General features: G+C 68.0%; 20 protein-coding genes. 11 read left to right on the forward strand and 9 right to left on the reverse strand.

All coding sequences use genetic code 11. From position 1 onward, the window contains the following. The first annotated feature begins 19 nt into the window (after positions 1-19). Complete coding sequence (locus Q5696_RS06015; RefSeq protein ID WP_305094293.1) at positions 20-1024, forward strand: 4-hydroxy-3-methylbut-2-enyl diphosphate reductase; 1005 nt, start codon at positions 20-22, stop codon at positions 1022-1024. A 29-nt stretch (positions 1025-1053) separates the two neighbouring features. Here the strand turns inward: Q5696_RS06015 and Q5696_RS06020 are convergent, their stop codons facing one another. Next, entirely contained in the window at positions 1054-1953 is a 900-nt protein-coding gene (locus Q5696_RS06020; protein WP_305094294.1) for a DUF6542 domain-containing protein, read from the reverse strand. A 94-nt stretch (positions 1954-2047) separates the two neighbouring features. On the opposite strand from Q5696_RS06020, the gene Q5696_RS06025 reads away from it, so the two are divergent. Together Q5696_RS06025 and Q5696_RS06030 are read left to right on the forward strand one after the other, a co-directional pair. Next, the gene (locus Q5696_RS06025; RefSeq protein WP_305094295.1) at positions 2048-3205 is read left to right on the forward strand and encodes a metallophosphoesterase family protein; all 1158 of its coding nucleotides are present in this window, start codon (positions 2048-2050) and stop codon (positions 3203-3205) included. After that, a complete protein-coding gene (locus Q5696_RS06030; RefSeq protein ID WP_305094296.1) occupies positions 3202-6183 on the forward strand; it encodes an AAA family ATPase in 2982 nt (993 codons plus the stop codon). Before Q5696_RS06025 ends, Q5696_RS06030 begins: the two co-directional genes overlap by 4 nt. Here the strand turns inward: Q5696_RS06030 and Q5696_RS06035 are convergent. Beyond that, positions 6180-7358: an AI-2E family transporter gene (locus tag Q5696_RS06035; protein WP_305095152.1), complete on the reverse strand. Its 1179-nt coding sequence runs from the start codon at positions 7356-7358 to the stop codon at positions 6180-6182. The two genes, Q5696_RS06030 and Q5696_RS06035, sit on opposite strands and share 4 nt — an antisense overlap. Positions 7359-7585: 227 nt before the next feature. Between Q5696_RS06035 and Q5696_RS06040 the strand changes: the two genes are divergently transcribed. Next, entirely contained in the window at positions 7586-8029 is a 444-nt protein-coding gene (locus Q5696_RS06040) for a hypothetical protein (protein WP_305094297.1), read from the forward strand. Here the strand turns inward: Q5696_RS06040 and Q5696_RS06045 are convergent. Further along, a complete protein-coding gene (locus tag Q5696_RS06045; protein WP_305094298.1) occupies positions 8010-9614 on the reverse strand; it encodes an FMN-binding glutamate synthase family protein in 1605 nt (534 codons plus the stop codon). The genes Q5696_RS06040 and Q5696_RS06045 overlap by 20 nt on opposite strands. Before the next feature lie 97 nt (positions 9615-9711). On the opposite strand from Q5696_RS06045, the gene Q5696_RS06050 reads away from it, so the two are divergent. From Q5696_RS06050 to ychF, 5 genes are all read left to right on the forward strand, one after another. Then, a complete protein-coding gene (locus Q5696_RS06050) occupies positions 9712-10164 on the forward strand; it encodes a MarR family winged helix-turn-helix transcriptional regulator (RefSeq protein WP_305095153.1) in 453 nt (150 codons plus the stop codon). Positions 10165-10282: 118 nt separating this feature from the next. Continuing rightward, entirely contained in the window at positions 10283-11905 is a 1623-nt protein-coding gene (locus Q5696_RS06055; RefSeq protein ID WP_514131067.1) for an MDR family MFS transporter, read from the forward strand. Positions 11906-11939: 34 nt separating this feature from the next. Continuing rightward, positions 11940-12524: a class I SAM-dependent methyltransferase gene (locus Q5696_RS06060; RefSeq protein ID WP_305094300.1), complete on the forward strand. Its 585-nt coding sequence runs from the start codon at positions 11940-11942 to the stop codon at positions 12522-12524. 65 nt (positions 12525-12589) lie between these two features. Beyond that, positions 12590-12994, forward strand: a complete 405-nt coding sequence (locus tag Q5696_RS06065) for a CD225/dispanin family protein (RefSeq protein ID WP_305094301.1) — start codon at positions 12590-12592, stop codon at positions 12992-12994. A 60-nt stretch (positions 12995-13054) separates the two neighbouring features. After that, a complete protein-coding gene (ychF, locus tag Q5696_RS06070; protein ID WP_305094302.1) occupies positions 13055-14134 on the forward strand; it encodes a redox-regulated ATPase YchF in 1080 nt (359 codons plus the stop codon). 125 nt (positions 14135-14259) lie between these two features. Here ychF and Q5696_RS06075 read toward each other — a convergent pair whose 3' ends face one another. Further along, positions 14260-14529: a GlsB/YeaQ/YmgE family stress response membrane protein gene (locus Q5696_RS06075; RefSeq protein ID WP_305094303.1), complete on the reverse strand. Its 270-nt coding sequence runs from the start codon at positions 14527-14529 to the stop codon at positions 14260-14262. An 840-nt stretch (positions 14530-15369) separates the two neighbouring features. On the opposite strand from Q5696_RS06075, the gene Q5696_RS06080 reads away from it, so the two are divergent. Both Q5696_RS06080 and Q5696_RS06085 read left to right on the forward strand, forming a co-directional pair. After that, complete coding sequence (locus tag Q5696_RS06080; protein ID WP_305094304.1) at positions 15370-15717, forward strand: hypothetical protein; 348 nt, start codon at positions 15370-15372, stop codon at positions 15715-15717. A gap of 147 nt (positions 15718-15864) precedes the next feature. After that, positions 15865-16800 (forward strand): glycoside hydrolase family protein, encoded by a 936-nt coding sequence (locus Q5696_RS06085; RefSeq protein WP_305095154.1) that lies wholly within the window; start codon positions 15865-15867, stop codon positions 16798-16800. Between the two features lie 66 nt (positions 16801-16866). On the opposite strand, the gene Q5696_RS06090 is transcribed toward Q5696_RS06085, so the two are convergent. The 5 genes from Q5696_RS06090 to Q5696_RS06110 form a co-directional block, all read right to left on the reverse strand. Then, the gene (locus Q5696_RS06090; protein ID WP_305094305.1) at positions 16867-17553 is read right to left on the reverse strand and encodes a haloacid dehalogenase type II; all 687 of its coding nucleotides are present in this window, start codon (positions 17551-17553) and stop codon (positions 16867-16869) included. A gap of 507 nt (positions 17554-18060) precedes the next feature. After that, entirely contained in the window at positions 18061-19296 is a 1236-nt protein-coding gene (locus Q5696_RS06095) for an NAD(P)/FAD-dependent oxidoreductase (RefSeq protein ID WP_305094306.1), read from the reverse strand. Next, positions 19293-19610, reverse strand: coding sequence for a 2Fe-2S iron-sulfur cluster-binding protein (locus Q5696_RS06100; protein WP_305094307.1), 318 nt, complete (start codon positions 19608-19610; stop codon positions 19293-19295). Before Q5696_RS06100 ends, Q5696_RS06095 begins: the two co-directional genes overlap by 4 nt. A 3-nt stretch (positions 19611-19613) precedes the next feature. Beyond that, on the reverse strand, positions 19614-19874 hold the full coding sequence (locus Q5696_RS06105) for a ferredoxin (protein WP_305094308.1): 261 nt from the start codon (positions 19872-19874) through the stop codon (positions 19614-19616). Beyond that, the gene (locus tag Q5696_RS06110; RefSeq protein WP_305094309.1) at positions 19874-21115 is read right to left on the reverse strand and encodes a cytochrome P450; all 1242 of its coding nucleotides are present in this window, start codon (positions 21113-21115) and stop codon (positions 19874-19876) included. Before Q5696_RS06110 ends, Q5696_RS06105 begins: the two co-directional genes overlap by 1 nt. Positions 21116-21117: the final 2 nt, after the last annotated feature.

The raw sequence follows: 21117 nt of genomic DNA on the forward strand, positions 1-21117 counted from the left end.
TGCACCGTAGGCTGGAGTCATGTCTTCGGCAGTTCCTCTCAATTTGGGTATCGCCCGTTCGGCCGGTACCGACACCGTCGGCAAGGGCAGGCGTGTCCTGCTGGCCGAGCCCCGCGGCTACTGCGCCGGCGTCGACCGTGCGGTCGAGACCGTCGAAAAGTCCCTCGAGAAGCACGGTGCACCGATCTACGTGCGCAAGGAGATCGTGCACAACCGGCACGTCGTCGACACGCTCGCCGAACGCGGCGTCGTCTTCGTCGACGAGACCGACGAGGTGCCCGAGAACTCGGTGCTGGTGTTCTCCGCGCACGGCGTGTCCCCGGCCGTGCACGAGGCCGCGGCGGAACGCAACCTGCACACGATCGACGCGACGTGCCCGCTGGTGACGAAGGTGCACCAGGAGGCCAAGCGGTTCGCGCGCGACGACTACGACATCCTGTTGATCGGCCACGAGGGCCACGAGGAGGTCGAGGGCACCGCCGGTGAGGCCCCCGATCACGTGCAGCTCGTCGACGGGCCGGACGCCGTCGAACACATCACGGTGCGGGACGGAGCCAGGGTGGTGTGGCTGTCGCAGACGACGCTGTCGGTCGACGAGACGATGGAGACGGTGCAGCGGCTGCGGCAGAAGTTCCCGCAGCTCGAGGATCCGCCGAGCGACGACATCTGCTACGCCACCCAGAATCGGCAGGTAGCGGTCAAGGCGATGGCCCCCGAATGCGATCTGGTGATCGTCGTCGGGTCACGGAACTCGTCGAACTCGGTGCGGCTCGTCGAGGTCGCGCTGAACGCCGGCACCCGAGCCGCGTACCTCGTCGACTACGCCCGCGAGGTCGATCTCGCGTGGCTCGACGGTGTCCGGACGATCGGTATCACCTCCGGCGCGTCGGTGCCCGAGATCCTGGTGCGCGGCGTCATCGACCTGCTCGCCGAGCAGGGGTTCACGGATGTCCAGTCGGTGACCACCGCGAACGAGACCCTCGTCTTCGCGTTGCCGCGGGAACTGCGGGACGCCCGCGTCTGACGGACGCCCGACGGACACCGCCGGGTGGATCAGAGGCCGCGCGGCGGGTCCCGGCGGTCCCGGTACCGGACCCGCGGCGCCGGCCGAGCGGATGCCGCGGACGGCGGGGCGGTACGTGCGGGAACGGGATCGCGGTCGTGGGTGGCGGGCTCCCGGTATCCGGTGTCCCGATACCCGGGCTCTCGATATCCGGTGTCCCGATACCCGGGCTCTCGATATCCGGTGTCCCGGTGGCCGGGCTCCCGGTATCCGGTGTCCCGGTACCCGCCCGGGCGGACGGCGTCGCGGCTCACCGGCTCCCGGTAGGCCGACGCCTCGCGGCGGATCGGCTCCCGGCGGATCGGTTCCCGTCGGTTCTCCCGACGGCCCCGGTCGCGGTGCGCGTCCCCGGCAGGCGCTGTACGCCGCGGGCGGGACCGCACATCGGCGGGTGCATCCGGGCGCGGGCTGCGAGCGGTGGCGCGGCGGGCCCGGGACCGGGCCGGGGCACCCCGGCTCTGCGAGGCGAGGAACACGCGGGCACCCGCGATCAACGCCACCACGACGGTCGCGGCCAGCATCAAGGGGAAACGGTTGACGAGCGGATACGCGACGGTGAGCGCGAGATCCTTCAGGCTCGTACCGGCACTGTCGGAGATCAACTGCTGGCCGATCGGAACCGCGACGAACAGCAGCAGCGGCGGCTGTACGACCGCGGTGAACAGGCCCCGGTAGCGGACCGCGAGCACCGCGAACACACAGCCGAGGAAATACAGCACCGAGAACGTCGCGGTCAGTTCGCTACCCGAGAAGGCGTCGAGCAGGAAGCCGATGAACGTCAACCCAGCGGCGACGGCGACGGCGCCCCATGCGGGGATACCGGGAACGGTGGGGAGAGCCGATCTCAGGTCGAGCGGCACCCCGGAGCGAGCACGTTGGGTTGCGGACACATTTCGAGGGTAGTCGCTGATCGCCGCGTTGCTCGGTTCGACGGACCGGTGTGCCCGAGGAAACTGTCGGCCGAGTGATCTACCGTCGTTCGCCATGAGGATCCTGCACACCTCCGACTGGCACATCGGACGTACCTTCCACGGCGTCGACCTCCTGGCCGACCAGGACCGGGTCCTCGACGCCGTCGCGGGCCTGGTCGCGGTGCATTCCGTGGACGTCGTGGTGGTCCCCGGCGACGTGTACGACCGCTCGATTCCGAGTGCCGATGCGGTCGCGGTGTGCCACCGGGGGTTCGAGGCGATCCGCCGGGCCGGGGCCGTGATCGTCGCCACGTCGGGCAATCACGATTCTCCGGTACGTCTCGGCGCCGGCGCCGCGTTCACCGCCGCCGGCGGACTGCATCTCCTCACCCGGGTCGACGCACTCGATGCGCCCGTCGTCCTCGACGACACGCACGGCCCGGTCGCCTTCTACGGCATCCCGTACCTCGAACCGGAGATCACGCGGGGGGTGTTGGGCGTCCCGCACGCGCGGTCGCACGCCGACATCCTCGATGCCGCGATGACCCGGATCCGGGCCGATCTGGCGGCGCGCCGCGAGCAGGTACCGGGCCTGCGTTCGGTGCTGCTCGCGCACGCGTTCGTCGTCGGTGGCGAGGCCTCCGAATCGGAGCGGTCCATCTCGGTCGGCGGTGTCGAGACGGTGCCGGCAGCCGCGTTCGACGGTGTCGACTACGTGGCGCTCGGGCACCTGCACTCGCCGCAGACCGTCGCCGAGCACGTGCGGTACAGCGGGTCGCCGTTGCCGTACTCGTTCGGGGAGAGTTCACATCGCAAGGCGGTGTGGCTCGTCGACGTCGACGCGTCGGGGCTCGCGGGTGTCGAGCGGATCGACCTGCCGGTGGTGCGGGGGCTGAGCCGGCTCACCGGCACCCTCGAGGACCTCCTGGCCGACGAGTCGTTTGCGGCGGCGGAGGAGCACTACGTGTCGGTGGTCCTCACCGACGCGTTGCGCCCCGTCGACGCGATGCGGTCGCTGCAGACCCGGTTCCCGTACGCGGTACACATGGAATGGCAGCGGCCCGACGGCAACCCGGAACTCCGGTACCGCGAACGGGTGCGGGGACGATCGGATATCGACGTGGCGCACGGATTCCTGGCCGACGTCCGCAGCGACGCGAGCACGGGGGAGACCCGACTGCTCGAGGACGCGCTGCGCATCGCGTCGGCCCCCGAGGCGGCGTCGGCATGAGACTGCATCATCTGGAGGTGTCGGCGTTCGGCCCGTTCGGGGACACCGTCGCCGTCGACTTCGACGCACTCGGCGCGGACGGGTTGTTCCTGCTGCACGGCCGGACCGGGGCCGGCAAGACGACGGTCCTCGACGCGGTCGCGTTCGCCCTCTACGGCACCGTGCCGGGGGCCCGCCGCGACGGTAAACGGTTGCTGTCCGACCACGCGCCCGCCGGGGCCGTGCCCACGGTGACCCTCGACGCGACGATCGGGGGCCGCCGCCTGCGGATCAGCCGCAGCCCCGAATACGAGCGTCCCAAGAAACGGGGGACGGGCACCCTCACCGAGAACGCGAAGGCCACCCTCGAATGGCGGGACGGGGCGGGGGAGGACCTGTCCCGCATCCCCGACATCGCCCGCGAGGTGGAACGACTCCTCGGCATGACCGCCGACCAGTTCTTCCAGGTGGTGCTGCTGCCGCAGGGCGAGTTCGCGCGCTTCCTGCGGGCCGACAACGAGGAGCGCGGCAAACTCCTCGAGAAACTGTTCGACACCGTCCGGTTCAAGTCCGTCGAGGAGTGGTTCGTCGACCGGCGGAAGGAGAGCGCGGAGCGGGTCGCAGAGCACCGCGCCCGCGTGGATCTGCTGGTGGCGCGGGTGTCGACCGCGGCCGGGCTCGAGGCGGGCGTCGACGACGATCCACTGGACTGGGCGGTGCGCCTGCTCGCGGAGGCCGGGGCGACAGCCGAATCGACGGCTGCCGAACTCGTCGCGGCACGCGGCGTCGAGGAACGTGCGCGGGCTGCTGCCCAGCAGGCCAGGCGGATTCGGGATCTGCAGGCGCGCTGCGCCGCGGCGCGCGCCGCACTGGCCGAACTCGATGCCGGGGCCGCCGAACACGACGCCCTCGAGGGCGAAGCCGATCGGGCGGGCCGGGCTGCAGCAGTCGCCGTCGCCGCATCCGAGGCCGACACCGCGGCGCGGGACGCGCAGACCGCGGACGGCCGTGCGCGCAGCGCTGCGGACCGGCTCGCCGCGTACGGCGACGGCGCCGACCTGGTGGCGGGGCTGTCGTGGCCGCCCACCGTCGCCGACCGCGACACGATCCGGGCGCGGATCCGGGCGTGGACGGAGGAGGTGGCGCGGTTGGACGCTCTGCTCGCCGAGACGGGTGTGCTGACCCGGCTCGACCGGGAGGTCGACGAGATGCGCAGCCGCAGTGCCGAATCCGCGCGCCTGGCCGCCGAGCTCGCCGCGGAACGGGACCGGCTGCCCCAGGACCTCGCCGCCGCCGAGGAGCGGGTCCGGGCCGCCGCGCACGCGCAGTCCTCGTTGCCGGCGCTCGAGGAGGCCGCTGCCCGGGCCGCCGACGCGGCCGCCGCCGCCGACGAACTGGCCTCGCGCACAAGCGCTCTGGAGGCGCTGCGTGCAGACGCGGTGGCCGCGAAGGACGCCCACCAGCAGGCCCGCAGTCACCTGCTCGACGTGCGGGAGCAGCGGATCGCCGGGATGGCGGCCGAACTGGCCGCGCAACTCGTCGGCGGCGAACCGTGCACCGTGTGCGGTTCGCGTGAGCATCCCGAACCGGCCCGGCCCGGCGCGGTGGCGGTCACCAAGGAGGACGAGGACGCCGCCCGGGCCGCGGAACAGCGGGCCGTCGCCGTCCTCGACCGGACCACCGCCGATCTGAGCGAACTGGAACGCGTCGTCGATCTGCTGGTGCAGCGCAGTGGTGGCGGCGACCGGGACGGTCTACGGGCCGCACACGCCACGGCCGTGGACGCCGTCGACCGCGCCCGCGCCGAGGCGATCGGACACCCCGCCGAGGTCGCTGCCCTCGACGGTCTGCGTTCGCGGGCAACGGAACTCGACGACCGGATCTGGGAGGCCACCGCCGAGAAGGCGAGCCTCGACGCGCGGGCCGCGAGCTGCGCCGACCAGGCGGCCGCACTGCGGGCGCGGCTCGCCGAGGCGGCCGGGGACGACACCGACGTGGCGGCGCGGCGCACCCGATTCGACGACCTCGCCTCCCGCGCCACCGATCTGCTCGACGCCCGAGATCGGGCTGTGACGTCCGGTGACACCGCGCGGGACCGGCAGCAGCGGGTCCGGGTCGTCGTCGCCGAGGCGGGTTTCGCGTCCCTCGACGACGCCCTCGCCGCGGTACGCCCGGCCGACCGGATCGACCGGATCCGGGACGTCCTCGGCCGGGCCCGGGACCGCCGGGCGAGCGCCCGTTCGGTGCTGGAAGAACCCGACGTCCTCGCGGTCGCGGATCTCGACGCCGTCGACCCGACCGAAGCGGAGGACGCTGCACGCGCCGCGTCCGCCGCGGTCGAGACGGCGGCCGCGGCGGCGTCCGACGCCGGGAACCGCCGCGACAACCTCGACCGGCTCGTCGCGCAGTTGCAGACGACCATGACGGCGCTGGGCCCGGTGCTGGCGGAGCACGACGAACTCGCGGGCCTCGCGGACGTCGTCGCCGGGCGCGGGCAGAACACCCGCAAGATGTCGCTGCGGTCCTACGTGCTCGCGTCCCGGCTCGAGGAGGTCGCGGTGTCGGCGTCGGTCCGGCTGCGCCGGATGTCCGCCGGCCGCTACGAATTCGTGCACTCCGACGAGGCCGGGGCCCGCGGTCGGCGCGGCGGTCTGGGCCTCGACATTCGGGACGACTACACCGGCGTCGTGCGGTCCGCGAAGACCCTGTCCGGTGGGGAATCGTTCCTGGCGTCGCTCGCGCTGGCCCTGGGACTCGCCGACGTCGTCGCCGCCGAATCGGGGGGTGTCGTCCTCGACACCATGTTCATCGACGAGGGATTCGGCACCCTCGACGCCGACACCCTCGACCTGGTGATGGGTGTCCTCGACGAGTTGCGGGCGGGCGGCCGCGTCGTCGGCATCGTCAGCCACGTCGACGAGATGCGCCAGCGGATCCCGAGCCGGCTGCACGTGGTGCGCGGCCGGACCGGGTCGACGCTGGAGATGGTCGCCGGCTAGCTGCGCGCGGCGGGCTTCTCGTCGGTGGTGTCGTCGGCCTCCGCCGACTCCGTGTGCTCGGTGTCCGTCTTCTCGTCGTCGATCGCATCCTCGGCGTCGAGGAGGGCGTCGCGTTCGAGCCGGTGGTCGATCTGCTCCCCGAGGTAGCGGATCACGACCGCGGCGACCGCGGCGACCGGCACCGCGAGGAACGCGCCGACGATGCCGAACAGGGAGCCGCCCGCGGTGACGGCGAGCAGCACCACCACGGCGTGCAGTTTCATGCTCTTGCTCTGCAACACCGGCTGCAGGACGTTGCCCTCGATCTGCTGCACCGCGATGATGATCGCGAGCACGATCAGCGCGGTCGTCGGGCCGTTCGCGACCAGTGCCACGAGGACCGCGAGAGCTCCGGCGACGAACGCGCCGACGATCGGCACGAAGCCACCGATGAACGTGAGAATCGCGAGGACCGGGGCCAACGGCACCCCGAGGATCAGCAGGCCGGCGCCGATGAAGACGGCGTCGATGAGACTCACCAGCGCCTGGGTGCGGATGAAGCCGCCGAGCGTGTCCCACATGCGGCCGAGGACTTCCTCGAGGTGCCGGCCGGCGCGGCCGCCGCCGACACTGTGCAGCCACGGAATGAACCGGGGTCCGTCCTTGACGAAGAAGAACGCCAGGATCAGCACGAGGCCCAGGGTCACGATCATCGAGCCGGCGGTGGTGACACCGCTGAACACGCCGGACGCGATCGCGGTACCGCTCTCCTGGAGCTTGTTGGTGACGGCGTGGACGGCGGTGTCGATCTGGTCGTCCTGCAGGTTGAACGGGGGGCCCTTCACCCAGTCCTGTACCTGTTGGATGCCCTGGACCGCCTTGTTGGTCAGTTCGGGCGCCTGATCCACGACGGACGGCACGATCAGCGCGATCACGCCGCCGAGGACAGCGAAGAACACGAGAATTGTGAAGGAGGCGGCGCCGGCGGGAGGCATGCCGCGTTTCGTGAGCGCCCGCGTCGGCGGCCACAGCACGGTGGAGACGACGATCGCGAGCAGCACCGGCAGCGCGATCACCCACAGTTTTTCCAGGATCCATCCGAGGACGACGGCGCCGATCGCGATCGCGGCGAGGCACAGTGACCACTTCGCGAGCCACATTCCTCCGGCGCCGATCACCTCGCCGCGATCGCGCATGCGGGTGCGGCGGGCAGGTTGTGCGGTGTTCGGGATGCTCACGGTTCGCGAGTCCTTCCGGCAGTCGGATGTCGGCTGCCGTCGAATCTACTGAATTTACGCACATCGGCCGGGTTGGGACACGTGTGATTCGATCCGGTTACGGAGCGATCGAATCCGACATTCGGCCCGTGCGAGACCGTAGTATCCCGGCCATGGGGAGAAAACTGGTACAGACACAGGGAAGGGTGGCCGCCACGCTCGTTGCTGCGTCCGCGCTCGTGTTCACGCTCGCCGCATGTGGTGACGACGGTGGGACGTCCGAGGAGACCAAGGCCAAGATCAGTTCGGCGGTCACCTCGACCACCGAGCCGAGTCCGGCGGAGGCGCTGCGGTCGAGTATCGAGGCGACGGCGTCGAGCGCGTTGTCGAGCGTCGGGGATGCGTGGGACAACGCGAAACTGACGACGTTCGTGGCTGCGTTCCGGGCGGCGTACCCGGATCTGGCGCGAGATCGTGACGACGACTCGATCGAGACGATCGTCAAGGACACGTGCACGGAACGCGAGGACGGTGCCACCGACGACGAACTGCTCGCGAAGGTGAAGGACGTGGCGGCCTACGGCGGCACGGCGCCGTCCGACGAGCAGGCCGACCGGATCCTGCAGATGGTCAAGCTGGCGTGTCCGTAGCGGCCGGTCGGAACGACGTGGGGTCGGCGGCCTGCCAGTCGCGCCGCCATTCCGGTCGGGGATGGTTCAGCAGTTCACCGTCGTCGAGCCATTCGTAGATTTCGGCGTAGCTGCGGGTGGTGACCCCGTCGACACGGCGGTTGAGCATCGACGGGGTCAGTTCGTCGAAACCGTCGAGGCCCATCGACGCGATCATCTGCTGGGCGCTGGCGACGGTGGCCTGTTGGAAGCGGTGGACGCGGGCCGTCTTGTCCGGGACGTCGAGGGCGCGGGTGCGGGCCGGATCCTGGGTGGTGACGCCGACCGGGCAGCGGTTGGTGTGGCATTTCTGGGCCTGGATGCAGCCGACCGCGAACATCATGGCGCGGGCGGCGAGGGTGAAGTCGGCGCCTTGGGCGATGCGTTTGACGATGTCGGCGCCGCTCGCGACCTTGCCCGACGCGCCGATCTTGATGCGGTCGCGCAGTCCGGCACCGACGAGGGCGTTGTGGACCGTCATCAGGCCTTCGGTGAGCGGCATGCCCATGTGGTCCTCGAATTCGACCGGGCCGGCGCCGGTGCCGCCTTCGGCGCCGTCGACGATGACGAAGTCTGGGGTGATGTTGCGCTGCCGCATCGCCTTGCAGATCGCGAGGAATTCGATGCGGCTGCCGACGCACAGTTTGAAGCCGACCGGTTTGCCGCCGGAGAGGGTGCGCAGGGTGGAGACGAAGTCGACGAGCCCCAGTGGGGTGTCGAACGTCCGGTGCGCGGGCGGGGAGGTGACGGTTTCGCCGATCGGGACGCCGCGCGCGGCGGCGATCTCCGCGGTGACCTTGCTGCCGGGCAGCACGCCGCCGTAGCCGGGTTTGGCGCCCTGCGACAGTTTGATCGAGATTGCCTTCACCTGGTCGTCGGTGGCTTTCGCCGCGAACTGGTCGGGGTCGAAGTCGCCGTCGGGGGTGCGGCAGCCGAAGTAGCCGGACGCGATCTCCCAGATCAGATCGCCGCCGTGTTTGCGGTGGTAGCGGCTGATCCCGCCCTCACCGGTGTCGTGGGCGAAGCCGCCTCGCGCGGCCCCGGCGTTGAGGGCTTCGACGGCGTTCCCGGACAGGGATCCGAAACTCATCGCGGAGACGTTGAGGAGGGCGATGTCGTAGGGGCGGGTGCAGTCGGGGCCGCCGAGACGCACTCGTGGGGGAGTATCGGGAGCGAAGCGGGCCCGCAGCGAGTGGGTGACGAACTCGTAGCCGACCGCCTGGACGTCGCGTTCGGTGCCGAACGGTTCCTCGGCGAGGGTTCCTTTCGCTCTCTCGTACACCAGGTCTCGTGTTTCGCGGTCGAACGGTTTTCCGTCCGTGGAGGATTCGATGAAGTACTGCTGGATCTCGGGCCGGATGCGCTCGAGCAGGTAGCGGGCGTGGCCGAGGATCGGATAGTTGCGAAGCACGTTGTGCCGCCGCTGCGTCAGGTCCCACGTCCCGACCAGGGCGAGCAGGATCAGCGGGACGGCCGCGACGAGCCACCACCACGACGAGACGATCATCGCGGCGGTGGTGGCGAGCGACAGTACCCAGACGGCGACGACGATCGACCAGCGAGCCATGCGGCGATCGTAGGCCCGGATCGTGAGACGTACCCTGACGGCGTTGCGCGCCGGTGTGTCCGCCGGCGGCGAAGGAGATGAAGGGATGTCCACGAACATGAACGCGGATCCGATCACGGAGCTCGAATCGGAACTGGTCGACATGTGGCGGCGTGGGCGCATCCAGACGCGGGAACGGGCCCGTGCGATCGACCCGAAACTCGATCCGGCCTGCTATCCGCTGCTGACGATCCTGGCGCGCGGTGACGCGGTCCCGATGTCGGAACTGGTGTCGGATCTGGGGATCGAGAAGTCGACGTTGACCCGGCAGATCGATGCCGTCGTCCGGCTCGGTCTCGTCGAACGTCGTCCGGATCCGCACGACGCGCGGGCGCGGTTGGTGGCGCTGACCGAGCCCGGCCGCGCCCGGTTGACGGCGTTGCGGGAGTCGACGATCGCGGAGTGGCGGGAGCGGCTGTCGCGCTGGGATCCTGCCGACGTGCGGCAGTTGACGATGTTGCTGCACCGGCTCGCGATGTCGGTGAACCGGGAAGAGCCCGTCGACAGATAGTTGCGCAATGCAACCATTCGCCGTATAGTTGTACGACTCAACTATCTTCGAAGGGGGTTGCATGAGCGCATCCGAAACGCGGGGGACCGGGGCAGCCGAACAAGTAGCGGATGCGCCGATGACGCACCCCCAGCGCATCCAGGCACTGATCGGTCTGCTCCTGGGCATGTTCGTGGCGTTCCTGTCGTCGACGATCGTCTCCAACGCGCTGCCGACGATCATCACCGATCTGCACGGCACCCAGGACCAGTACACGTGGGTCGTCACCGCGACGTTGCTGGCGTCCACCGCGACGACGCCGATCTGGGGCAAGTTCTCCGACATGGTCAGCAAGAAGATGCTGGTCCAGTTGGCGCTGGTGATCTTCACGATCGGCTCGGTGCTCGCCGGCCTGTCGCAGTCGGTTGCCCTGCTCATCGGGGCTCGCGCCGTCCAGGGTCTGGGTCTCGGTGGTCTGCAAGCGCTGGTCGTCATCGTCATCGCGACGATGTTCAGCCCGCGTGAACGTGGCCGCTACCAGGGTCCGATGGCCGGCGTCATGTCCATCGCCACCGTCGCGGGCCCGCTGATCGGCGGCGTCATCGTCGACACCAGCTGGCTCGGGTGGCGCTGGACGTTCTTCGTCGGCGTCCCGCTCGCGGTGATCGCACTGCTCGTCATCCAGCGCACCCTCAATCTTCCGGTCGTCCGCAAGAACGTCAGCATCGACTACATGGGCGCACTGTTCATCGCGTCCGGTGTCAGCACGCTGCTGATCTGGGTGACGTTGGCGGGCAAGAACTTCGATTGGGCATCGGGCGTCTCCTTCGGTCTCGTCGCACTCGGCGTGGCGCTGTTGGCGCTCGCGATCTTCACCGAGACCAAGGCCAAGGATCCGATCATCCCGCTGCGCCTGTTCAAGGACCGCACCACCGCGCTGGCGACCCTCGCGAGCGTCGCGGTCGGCATCGCCCTCTTCGGCGGCGCGGTGTTCCTGGGCCAGTACTTCCAGATCGCCCGCGGCTACTCGCCGACCGCGGCCGGCCTGCTGACGCTGCCCATGGTCATCGGGTCGATGCTGTCGTCGGCGATCTCCGGATCGCTCATCACCAAGTTCGGCCGCTGGAAGGGGTTCCTCGTCGGCGGCGCGATCATGATGACGGTCGGCTTCTTCCTGCTCTCGACGATCGACCACGCCACCGACATGGGTGTGCTCGGGGTGTTCCTGTTCATCCTCGGCATCGGCATGGGCCTGACCATGCAGAACCTGGTGCTGGCGGTGCAGAACACGGTCAGCCCGGCCGACCTGGGTTCGGCCAGCTCGGTGGTGTCGTTCTTCCGCTCGCTCGGTGGCGCGGCCGGCGTCTCGATCCTCGGCGCGGTCCTCTCCAGCCACGTCGCCGATCTGACGATCAAGGGTCTGACGGCGGCCGGGGTGGACATGAGCCAGGCGGGTGGTTCGGGTGCCGGACTGTCCAACCTCAAGGAACTGCCGGGCCCGATCGCGGACATCGTCCGCGGCGCCTACGGCGACGCGACCGCACGGATCTTCCTGATCTCGGGCATCGTCTCGCTGCTCAGCCTGGCCGCGATCCTCTTCATCAAGGAGGTCGCCCTCCGCACCTTCAGCGCCGACGAGCAGCGTCGCGCCGAAGCGGCCGGGGAGGACATCGACGCCGAACTCGCCGAGATCGTCCAGGGTGATCCGATCCTGGTGGACCCGGATCCGATCGCGGACCGAGAGCGACACGAACGGCGATGACGCGCGGGCGGGTGCCGGCTCTATCGTGAACGGTATGGCCGACACCCGCTGGCAGCGTGAACGATCCGCGTCCGACTCCCGTGACTACATCGCACGGTTCGCGCAACTCGACGCCGACGGCGTGGACCTGCACGGCGAGGCGCGGGCCGTCGACGCGCTGCTTCCGCGCGGTGCCCGCGTCCTCGACGCCGGCTGCGGCACCGGACGGCTCGGGGCCGAACTGGCCCGACGCGGCCACCACGTCACCGGCGTCGATCTCGATCCCGTCCTCGTCGAGGCGGCCCGTGAGACGGGCCTGCCGGTGCACGAGGCGGACCTGGCGACCCTCGATCTGCCCGGGGAGCAGTTCGATGCGATCGTCGCCGCCGGCAACGTGATGATCTTCGTCGCCCGCGGCACCGAACGGCAGGTGCTCGGCCGTCTCGCCGCCCACCTCGTGCCCGACGGCGTCCTCGTCACCGGGTTCGCGACGGACTACGAGTACACCGTCGACGACCTCGACGCCGACCTGGCCGCGGTCGGCCTGGCCCGCGAGCACCGGTTCGCGACGTGGGATCTGCGGCCCTGGCGCGACGACGCCGGCTGGGCCGTCACCGTCGCCCGCAAACCTCGGAGCTGACCGACCTTCCGGTTTCCGTTACTCTCCGTGTCGGTAATTTGTCCGTCAGCCAGGGGGGATTCCGCATGTCGGAACCGATCTACACCGCAGGACCGTCCGAACCGTTCGGCGCGCCCACCGGATACGCGCCGCAGCCGTACCCGGCGCAACCGCAGTACCAGCCGGCCCAGTACGGGGGAGCGCCCACACCGCCGCCGTCGAACGCCGGCTGGGCCGTCGCCACCATCATCTGCTTCTGGCCGCTCGCGTTCGCCGCGTTCAACCACCTGCACTCGATCTTCCCGAAATGGGCGGTCGGCGACTACATGGGCGCCCAGTACGCGTCCGAGCGGGTCAAAACACTCGGCAAGATCGCAGTGGGGGTCGGAATCGGGCTCGGAGTGTTCGCGATCCTCATGTGGATCGTGATGTTCGCGGCCTTCGCGTCGGCCGTGAACGAGATCGATACCAGCACCACCTACTACCGGTGACCGGCCGCGGTGGCCGGTCCCGCTCGCGACCGGCCACCGCTCCCGTAGACTCCCTATACCGTGAGCCTTACCCTCGGAATCGTCGGACTTCCCAACGTCGGCAAGTCGACCCTTTTCAACGCGCTGACCAAGAACGACGTGCTCGCCGCGAACTACCCGTTCGCCACGATCGAGCCCAACGTGGGCCTGGTGGAGCTGCCGGATCCGCGGCTGAACAAGCTCGCCGAGATCTTCGGTTCCGAGCGCATCCTCCCCGCCACCGTGTCGTTCGTCGACATCGCCGGCATCGTCAAGGGTGCCTCCGAAGGGGCGGGCCTGGGCAACAAGTTCCTCGCCAACATCCGTGAGGCCGACGCCATCTGCCAGGTGGTCCGCGTGTTCGCCGACGACGACGTCGTGCACGTCGACGGCCGCGTCGACCCGGCATCCGACATCGAGGTCATCGAGACCGAACTCGTGATCGCCGACATGCAGACCCTCGAGAAGGCGCTGCCGCGGCTCGAGAAAGACGCGAAGAAGAACAAGGACCTCAAGCCGCTGCACGAGGAAGCGCTGAAGGCGCAGGAGATCCTCAACGAGGGCAAGACCCTGTTCTCCGCCAAGGACAAGCTGGACTTCGGGCTGCTGCGCGAACTGCACCTGCTCACCACCAAGCCGTTCCTGTACGTATTCAACGCCGACGAGGCCGTCCTCACCGACGACGCGAAGGTCGCCGAACTGCGCGCCTCCGTCGCCCCCGCCGACGCCGTCTTCCTCGACGCCAAGGTGGAACACGAACTCCTCGAACTCGACGAGGAGGACCGCCAGGAAATGCTCGACTCCATCGGCCAGTCCGAACCCGGCCTCCACGCCCTCGCCCGCACCGGCTTCCACACCCTCGGCCTCCAGACCTACCTGACGGCCGGCCCCAAGGAAGCCCGCGCCTGGACCATCCACAAGGGCGACACCGCCCCCCAGGCCGCCGGCGTCATCCACACCGACTTCGAACGCGGCTTCATCAAAGCCGAAGTCGTCTCCTTCGACGACCTCTCCGAAGCCGGCTCCATGAACGCCGCCAAAGCCGCCGGCAAGGTGCGCATGGAAGGCAAGGAATACATCATGCAGGACGGGGATGTTGTGGAGTTCCGGTTCAACGTCTAGAAGCCCTGACCGGAGGCCTGATTGCCCGCCTCGGTACGCAGCAGAACCCGCAGAGGCTCGGAACATATCGTCCGCAGCCCTGCGGGTTCTGTCGTCTGTGCCCGGTTACACCCGGCTGTAGGTGTTCAGCTGACCGACGACGCGGCCCGCGATTTCCACCACGACCAGGCGGCGGTCACGATGATCGCGCCGGCGAGTGAGCCGATGATGCCGCTCGGGCGGAGGGCGAGGCCGTCACCGGCGAACAGGCTGACGAGCAGACCGCCGACGAACGAGCCGCCGATACCGGCTGCACACGCCAGGCTCCAGTCGATTCCGCCCTTGGACTTGTCCACGATGAGCTGGGCGGCGGCACCGACGAGCAGCCCGAACAGGATCATCCCGATGATCAGCATGGCCGGAGTATAGGCAGCAGAATCCGTCGGTCGCCCGGTTTTGCCACTCGGACACGCGGTTTCGTTCGTGGCGGCGGTGCATCGAGATCGGACGGTCTTCCGAGCATACGGCCTGGAGTCGACCGCTGGAGGGGGTGATGGTCAGCCCCTGTGAGGATGTAGGTGGGAAGCCGACTTCGGGAGCCTGTGGCTCGATCCCGATCCGGCCCGCTAGTGCTGCGTCGGTGGGTGGTGGCATGTGAACGATGGAGGATGCCGTGCGCTGGACGGAGACCGGCAGCTCGGTCCCCGTGTTCCGGATACGACTCGCGCCGGGTGGTCGTGTTCTGGCCGAGGCGGGCACACGACCTGTTCTGCTGGGCCACATCGAACGCGGGTGGGTGGGCGGCTCACTGCTGTGGGTGCAGCCGGACCGTGGTGTCGAGGTCCTGCCGCCGTGGACAGCGGGTGAGTGTCGACGTCTCGGCGCCGATACCGTGCGGTGGCAACACGAGATTCGACGTCGACTCCGGGAAAGCCCGAATTCGCCTCTGCACCAGGGGGAGTGGGCTATCTCCTCGTACCCGACGCCCTGGCGGAGCGAAGAATCGTTCCTGCGGGACCGTCGCCGCTGGCTTCGCACACACCTCGTCGAACCGCGACCCGACGACGACCGTCCGGGCGCGATCACGGCCCAGCTCGACTTCTACAGCCAGGTACCCGGCACCGCATCGTTCGTGATTCCCCTTCGAAGGCTCGGCGCCTCGGGGGGATCCCCGAATTCGGGCATACCGGCGACTGTCGCGCGAGGGGGCGCGTGCCCCGATCGTTCTCCTGTGGGTATCGGGCCTGTTCGGTCACGTGATCCTCGACGGGCACGACCGGCTGGTTGCTGCTCTGTCCGAGGGCGTCGCGCCGGAATTCGTCTGCTTGACAAGGGTTGCCGACGCAAGTGAGGCGTCGGCCGAGTCGCGTGCTGTCGCCGACTATGAGACGGCGATGGCAAACCTCTCCTCGATGGAGGCAAACGCGACGCATCAGGTTTCCGGTGTGGACGAGGCACGAGGTGATGCTGCCGTTCTCCTCGCTGAGAAACTGTCCGCCGTGGAGGCCGCCGCGACTCGGGCGTGGACGTTGACCGTGGGAGAATGGGACGCCATCGCGGCCCGCACCTGTCCGAGTCGGCAGAACGGTCTCGGCCTGGAGTAGGTGGCCCGTACTCGTGCGGGCAGTGAGACGTCTCCACGTCATCGGTCACGATCGGCTACACCTGCGACGGAAGCTGTACGCGGTGAGCCTGGTGTCACGAATACTGCATTGATGACGCTCGCCACGCGAAGCTTGTCCGCCGTATCGATGGTGATTCTCTGTGTCGCGGGCTTGGTGGTCGCGGCGTCGGGGAGCAGTGGCGCCGCACCGCCGCCGGGCTGGCGATACACGATGGTGGCGTTCAGCAACACCAGCGACCGCGACATGGATGTGTACGAGTCGGGGGATGGCACCCAGTTCCAACTGGTCCGACCGTCGGCCTACCGGCCACCGTCAGGGCTTGTCCGTGACCCGAGCATCTTCCGGCACACGGACGGGCTCTACTACGTCACCTATACGACGGTGGACGGGGCGAACATCGGCTTCGCGCGCAGCAGTGACCGCATCAACTGGACGCCCATGGGGAACTATCCGGTCCCGTTCTGCTGCGCCTTCCTGCCGGGGACGGGAGACGGCACGGGTTCGGCGAGCCCGCCGGGATCCTCCGGGTCGGCCGGATTCAAGGACGGGCCGTCGCTGTCGCCGTTCACCACGAAGGCCTGGGCACCCGAATGGTTCGTGGACGGCGACCGCGTCGACGTCATCCTGTCGATGTCGACCGGCGGAGGATTCGTGCCGTATCTGATGACGGCGTTGGATTCGTCGCTCCAGTCGTGGAGCCTGCCTGTTCCGCTCGCCGGCATCGGAGCCGACCACATCGACACCACCGTGGTCAAAGTCGGATCGACCTATCATGCGTTCACCAAGAACGAGACGAAGAAGGTCGTCGAACATGCGGTTGCCTCGTCGGCGACAGGACCCTATTCCTTTGTACCGACCGGAAATTGGGGAACGCTGGTGGAGGGCCCAGCCGTTGTCCAGTTGCCGAACGGCGCCTGGCGGGTATACCTCGACGCCTACACCGAAGGAAAATATCTCTACTCCGACAGCACGGACGGGATGAGTACGTGGTCGCCTGTGCAAGAGCTTCCAGGTCTGTCCGGGACGGTGCGCCACGTCGGTGTGATGTGGGAGCCGGCATGACACCGATTCGATGACAGGCAGCGGCACTCGTGGTGCCGCTCGCGGGGGAAGCCGGGTTCCTGCTGTTCACGCACGCAGTAGGGCGTGCAGGTGGTGGAGATCGTCGGCGTACAGATCGAAAGTGTCGCCGGCCGCGGGCGGATCACCGCCGGGCCGCGGCACGTATGCGGTGCGCAGACCTGCTTTCGCGGCAGCACGCAGATCCCATGCGTGAGCCGCGACCATGTACGGCGGAGGTGCGCTCGTGGGTGTGCCCGACAGCGCGAGCCGATAGATCGCTGGATCGGGCTTGTAGGTGTCGGCGTCCTCTGCCGAGAACACCTGGTGCCACCGCATCCCGGAACTGTCGCTCAGCCCGGTCAGGACCCGTCGGCTGGCGTTGGACAAACCTGCCACGGTCACGTCGGTGGCGAGTAGCGTCAGGCCGTCGACGGTGTCAGGCCACGGCTCCAGGCGCTGTGCGGCAGTGGTCAGTGGTCGGACCGCCTCTGCGGGCAGCACACCCGTCGCCGCCAAGTTTTCCAGCGCCTCTGCATCCAGGACGTGGCTGGGAACGAACGCCGTGCCGCCGGAAATGATCTCGCGTTCCCGCTCGGCGACATGAGCCAGCCACGCATCCACGACATGTCCGGCCGCGGCCTCGTCACAACCGGTGAAGGCCATGGTCTGCCTGCGCAGACTGCCGACCTGATCCACGAGAGTTCCCAGGACGTCGAAGACGACTACGGGCCGGTCGGAACCGAGGATGCTCATGACGGCTGGAACATCGACGGACCCCGAACCATTCCGGTGAGTTGATTTTCGGGGTCCGATGTCGTGTCGACGCGAGTGGCGGGTGAGCCAGACCCTGAAACGGCGGTCGAACAATGACCGCCCCACCTGTGCCGGGACTGTGCCCACCTCGTAAGGGCACGGTTGGTACCAGGGCGAGGCAATGGGCGTGAACTGGCATTTGATCCGCGAGTAGGTTTCAGGTGCGGTCGGGATGGGGGAGTCAGCGAAGACACTCCCTTACGCGTTGGTCAGTCCTGTGGCCGGCGGCCAACCGCCGATGGTGAAGTGGGTCGGTGGTGATCGTAGAAGTGGAGCCGGCCGGGGGAGTCCCCGACGAATCACCTGTTGAACCACGGGACAGGCTGGGACAGGGCCATCGGCGGGTAATCTTTCAGTGTGCGATGTGGTTGTCCCACAACGAAAGTCCGCCGATGGCCGCCTATGTCACGCGGCCCGCCGATCGACCTCCAGCTATGTGACAATCGGTCACACCTTTGCTGTCACGAGCCTGGCGTAGGTCTTGAGGTCGAAGTCGGGCTCTGCTGCTTCACTCTGGGTCGGCCCTCGGCCCGAGGCGAGAAGGCGTCGCAGGGCGATGTGATCCGCGGAGCGGTTGACGGACTCGCCGCCGACGAACACTCCAGCCTGCCAGCAAAGTACGGTGAACTTGCCGCCGTCGGGGTCCCCGAGGACAAGTCGCGTGTCCGCCTGCCCGGTAAGGCCGGCCATCTGGAGCTTGTACCCGTGCTGTTCAGACCAGAACCATGGGACTTCTTGGTAGGCGGAAGGACTACCGGTCAGCCGGTTCGCCACCGTCCGAGCTTGGCCAGCGGCGTTCTGGACTGACTCCAATCGAATCCGACGCCCGTCGGGTAGTGGGAAGTTCGCACAATCACCCACAGCCGAGACGTGGGGGTCGGACGTCAGCATGACGTCGCTGACCGTTACGCCGTCGTCGCAGTCGATTCCGGCGACCTCAGCAAGCGCGATGTTCGGGGTCACTCCGACACCCATGACGACGAGGTCGGCACGGAGCGTGTCGCCGTCGGCGAGTCGCACACCGTGTACCTGTCCGTGCGTGCCCAGGATTGCTGTGACGAAGCTGTTGACGGTCAACCGAATCCCGGCGTCCTGGTGCTGGCTGGAGAAGAAGCCGGAGACCTCCGGCGTTACCGCGCGCTGCATGACTCGGTTGCCGGCCTCTATGACCTGTACCTGCTTACCCTTGGCGCGCGCGGCGGCCGCGACCTCGAGGCCGATGAAGCCACCTCCGATCACGACGATGTGTTCGGCCGGACCGAGGTTCGCCACCAACGACTGTGCGTCTTCGAGCGTGTGCAGGGAATGGACACCGGCTAGTTCAGTGCCGGGAATAGGCAGTTGCCGCGGTGAGGAGCCGGTAGCCAGGACGAGGTGGTCATACGGGAGGTCGCCTTGTTCGGTCGACACCGTCAGCGTGCGCCGATTGATTGCCTCGACCTCGACCCCAGTCCGAAGATCTATGTCGAGATCGCCATAGATCGAAGGGTTTCGGAACCACAATTCTTCCAGTGGCGCAGGATCCTTGAGCCAGGCCTTGCTGAGAGGCGGGCGCTCGTACGGGGTGTGGTTCTCTCTCCCGAGCACCGTGATGGGCGCGCTGTGCCCGACTTCGCGGAGACTCAACGCCACCTGGATCCCAGCGTGTCCGGCGCCGACGATGACCACCTGCGGGCCCGTCACCGTTGGGCCTCCGGCATCCGCACCACCAGGTCGTCATCGCCGACCAACAATCCGCACGACAATCGACTGTTGTGTTCCCGATCGCATGCGGTGGCCTCGAGCATCTCGTCTTCGTCCTCGTTCGGAGGAGGGAACTTGTCCAGATCTGCGTCATCGACATAGACATGGCACGTGGCGCACATTGTCTCGCCACCACACTCGGCATAGATGCCACTGACACCGTTGTTCAGTGCGGCACGCATGATGGAAACGCCGGGTTCGACGGCGAGGACAGTCTCGCGGCCGTCGTGAGCGATGTAGGTCACCTTGGGCATTTGTCAGTCCTCCTCGACTCGCCCGTGAAGGCTGAGAGCTTGCTTAGGGCAGCGGCGGACCGCCATCTCGACTCGACGTTGGAGTTCGGGAGTCTCCGGCTGCTTCTTGATCTGCAGCACATCGTCATCGTCGACCTCGAAGACATCACGCACCATCCGCTCGCACACTCCCGAGGCTTCACAGACTTCGAGGTCCACCGTGACGTGGGCCGACTCTCCAACGCTCGCTCGGGAACCGGTCTGGTCCTTGGTCTTGGGTGTCATCACAGTTTCACCTTCAGTTCCTTGATCCCGTTGACCTGCACGGACCGCAACGGCCGTGGATCGCTGACAGCCCTGGCGTCAGGGAAGCGTGCGAAGAGTTCCTGGAACAGCACCCACACTTCGCGGCGAGCCAAGTTCGCGCCGAGGCAGAAGTGGGGGCCGCCGCCTCCGAAAGACTGGTGGAGGTTGGGATCCCGAGTGATATCGAACTGGAATGGCTCGGGGAAAATCGCCGGATCACGGTTCGCAGCAGCAAACCAGATGGCAACCTTCTCTCCCTTCCTCATCTGGACGCCCTTGTACTCCACGTCCTCGGTGAGGACTCGGCCCATGTGCTTGATGGGCGTAGCCCACCGGATGATCTCCTCGGCCGTCGATTGGGCTAGTCCAACCGGGTCGGAGAGAAACAAAGCTTTTTGTTCCGGGAACATCGAGAAGGCTTGCATCCCATGGGTGATCGCCGTACGAGTCGTCTCGTTGCCCGCGGCGATCAGCAGTGCGAAGTAGCCGGCGAGCTGCTCCTCTGGCAGCGGCTTACCGTCGACCTGGATACGGGCGATGTCCGAGAACAGGTCGTCGCCGGGTTCGGCGAGTCGCTCGGCGGCCAGCCGAACGCCATACGCTCGCAGTTCCAGAGTGGCCTCCGTACCCTTCATAGGATCTACGCCGTACTCCGGATCTTGATCGCCCAACGTGCGGTTGGAAAGGTCCAGGAGGTAGGGCCGGTCCTCGGAGCGAACTCCCATGATGTCGCAGATGATCTCCATCGGCAGGCGCGCAGCCACATCCGAAACGAAATCGATCTCCTGCCCTGGTTGGAACTCGGCGACGATCCGCTGTGCCTGGTTGCGAACGTAGTCCTCCATCTTGCGGACCTGCCGCGGCGTGAAGCCGGCATTGACGTGCTTGCGGTTGGCCGTCTGCTCCGGAGGATCCATCTCGATCATGATGCCGGTGCCCGGTCGCACCTGCCCGGAACCTGCATCGTGGTGAGCGCGGATGCCATAACGACTGGAGAAGTGCTGCCAGTCTCGAGTCACTGCGACGATGTCGTCGTAGTCGACGAAGGACCAGAACCCCTTACCGCTGTCGGGGTGCTCGTGCCAAGCGATGGGCTGGTCGGCACGCAGCCGGGCGAGGGCGTCGTGTATGTCGGGCCGTAGCCAGAAGTCGGGGTCTGCCAGATTGATCTCGTCCAAGCCGAGCTCGGTAGCCGGAACGAAGTCGCTAGTGGTAGTCATGT

The organism is Prescottella sp. R16, assembly GCF_030656875.1.
In the GTDB taxonomy this organism is placed as follows: domain Bacteria; phylum Actinomycetota; class Actinomycetes; order Mycobacteriales; family Mycobacteriaceae; genus Prescottella.

Coding starts and splice junctions, on each gene's coding strand:
- Q5696_RS06110 (WP_305094309.1), bottom strand. CDS start 21,115: ATGACTACCACTAGCGACTTCGTTCCGGCTACCGAGCTCGGCTTGGAC.
- Q5696_RS06050 (WP_305095153.1), top strand. CDS start 9,712: ATGAACGCGGATCCGATCACGGAGCTCGAATCGGAACTGGTCGACATG.
- Q5696_RS06060 (WP_305094300.1), top strand. CDS start 11,940: ATGGCCGACACCCGCTGGCAGCGTGAACGATCCGCGTCCGACTCCCGT.
- Q5696_RS06030 (WP_305094296.1), top strand. CDS start 3,202: ATGAGACTGCATCATCTGGAGGTGTCGGCGTTCGGCCCGTTCGGGGAC.
- Q5696_RS06045 (WP_305094298.1), bottom strand. CDS start 9,614: ATGGCTCGCTGGTCGATCGTCGTCGCCGTCTGGGTACTGTCGCTCGCC.
- Q5696_RS06015 (WP_305094293.1), top strand. CDS start 20: ATGTCTTCGGCAGTTCCTCTCAATTTGGGTATCGCCCGTTCGGCCGGT.
- Q5696_RS06105 (WP_305094308.1), bottom strand. CDS start 19,874: ATGACACCCAAGACCAAGGACCAGACCGGTTCCCGAGCGAGCGTTGGA.
- Q5696_RS06075 (WP_305094303.1), bottom strand. CDS start 14,529: ATGCTGATCATCGGGATGATCCTGTTCGGGCTGCTCGTCGGTGCCGCC.
- Q5696_RS06085 (WP_305095154.1), top strand. CDS start 15,865: ATGGTGATTCTCTGTGTCGCGGGCTTGGTGGTCGCGGCGTCGGGGAGC.
- Q5696_RS06035 (WP_305095152.1), bottom strand. CDS start 7,358: ATGCGCGATCGCGGCGAGGTGATCGGCGCCGGAGGAATGTGGCTCGCG.
- Q5696_RS06090 (WP_305094305.1), bottom strand. CDS start 17,553: ATGAGCATCCTCGGTTCCGACCGGCCCGTAGTCGTCTTCGACGTCCTG.
- Q5696_RS06100 (WP_305094307.1), bottom strand. CDS start 19,610: ATGCCCAAGGTGACCTACATCGCTCACGACGGCCGCGAGACTGTCCTC.
- Q5696_RS06025 (WP_305094295.1), top strand. CDS start 2,048: ATGAGGATCCTGCACACCTCCGACTGGCACATCGGACGTACCTTCCAC.
- Q5696_RS06065 (WP_305094301.1), top strand. CDS start 12,590: ATGTCGGAACCGATCTACACCGCAGGACCGTCCGAACCGTTCGGCGCG.
- Q5696_RS06055 (WP_514131067.1), top strand. CDS start 10,283: ATGACGCACCCCCAGCGCATCCAGGCACTGATCGGTCTGCTCCTGGGC.